Source organism: Undibacterium sp. JH2W (assembly GCF_049340425.1).
In the GTDB taxonomy this organism is placed as follows: Bacteria; Pseudomonadota; Gammaproteobacteria; order Burkholderiales; family Burkholderiaceae_D; genus Undibacterium.
Genome location: NZ_JBMPOT010000055.1, coordinates 1 through 1734, shown reverse-complemented (window position 1 = coordinate 1734; position 1734 = coordinate 1). Strand labels below are relative to the sequence as shown.

Below are 1734 nucleotides of genomic sequence, written 5' to 3'. Positions count from 1 at the left end.
ATCCAAAAGCTTTACATCGCTTATTTCAACCGTCCAGCGGATCCAAATGGTCTGAATTACTGGGCAGCGCAAAACATGACGATAGGTCAAATTGCTGACTCTTTCGCCAAGCAACCAGAATACGCCACAATATTTACTGGCAAAACACCAGAAGAAACAGTTAATGCGATTTTTACCAATCTGTTTGGCCACAAAGCGGACATCGCAGGCTTGACCTACTGGGTTGGTCAACTGAACAATGGCAAAGTGTCCATCGGCCAGGCAGCGATCTCCATTCTGGGCGGCGCGACTGGTGCAGACAAAGTCGCAGTTGACTCCAAAGTTGCAGCAGCGACATCGTTTACTACAGCAGTAGACACATCAGATGAAGTTGAAGCATATTCCGTCGTCGCCAACACTAACCTGGCCAAAGACTGGTTGAGCAAAGTTGTTGACTCAGCGACACAAGCATCCCAAATCGCGACACAAGATGCGACTATCGCCTCCATCGTTGCTGGTGGCGGTCAAAAAGACTTCACACTGACAAGCCAAACAGACATCAAGTCAGCAGAAAACTTCACGGCAGGCCTGGTCTATACACCAAACGGCAATGCACGTGTTAATGCCCTGCAAGACGAAGACGTACTGACAGGCTCCAACACCTCCGCTACAGCCAACAACAAATTGACAGCCACACTGGGTAACTCCAATGACAACGGCGCGCCAATCATCACCCCAACGCTGAAAAACATCCAGACAGCGAACTTCACGTTCTCTGGCTCTGCAGATGCGCAAAACGTTGCCAATACAGCAGTTGTTGCAGTTGACCTGCAAGATTCTACTGGCTTGCAAAACATCGGCATCAACCGCATTGCCTCCACAGCAGGTACTAACACAGCACGTATTGAGAACATCAAATCTGTTCTCACCAACATGTCCCTGACCAGCACCAATGCCAACAACGCAGGCGTTGTTGAATTCTCCTTCGGCGCAGGTACATTGCTGGGTAGCAACACAGGCAACCTCAACCTGTCCGACGTTCAAGTTGGCACAGTCAACATTGGTCAAAACGTTTCTGGCACATCCGCTGCAGGCGTTGCGAACCAAGGTTACGAAAACCTGACCATCAACAGCACAGGCAACGTCAACAACATCGGCATCCTGAACCTGCCAATGGACACAGGCACAGCAGGCGTTGTTAAAATCACAGGTGACAAAGACCTGACACTGGCGCAAGTTCAAAACGTCGTCAACCCAGCAGTTGGCACCATTGAATCCGTCAACTACGCTGGCGGCATCCTGCAAGCAGCAGGTCGTCTGTCTGCCATCGATGCATCCGCATTCAAAGGCAACCTGACCCTGAACCTGGGCAATGGCATCTTCACAACTGGCAAAGCAGACACATCCGGCCAATTGCAAAATGTCACAGTCACAGGCGGTTCTGGTAACGACATATTCTACCTGGCAGACACCATCCAGACTGGCGACAGCCTGACAGGTGGCGACGGTAACGACACCCTCGTCATCGTCAACGGTGGCAACATTACAGCCGGTACAACGGGTTCCTCCATCGTGACTAAAGTTGAACAAGTTCAAGTTCTGTTGAACAATGCTTCTTCTTCAGTCGACTTCGCCAAACTGCCAGACGTCACAGGCGTATTGGTGCGCAACGTCTCCAACACAGCTGGTGTACCAAACAACACACCAACAGCTGGTACAGACGTATTCACACTGAACAACCTGACAGTTGGTCAA

1 protein-coding gene is annotated in these 1734 nt (G+C 50.6%); it reads left to right on the top strand.

The genetic code is table 11. From position 1 onward, the window contains the following. Positions 1 to 75 precede the first annotated feature (75 nt). Positions 76 to 1734: DUF4214 domain-containing protein (locus ACO0LC_RS29060; RefSeq protein ID WP_423009731.1), on the top strand; the 1659-nt coding region annotated here is incomplete at its 3' end.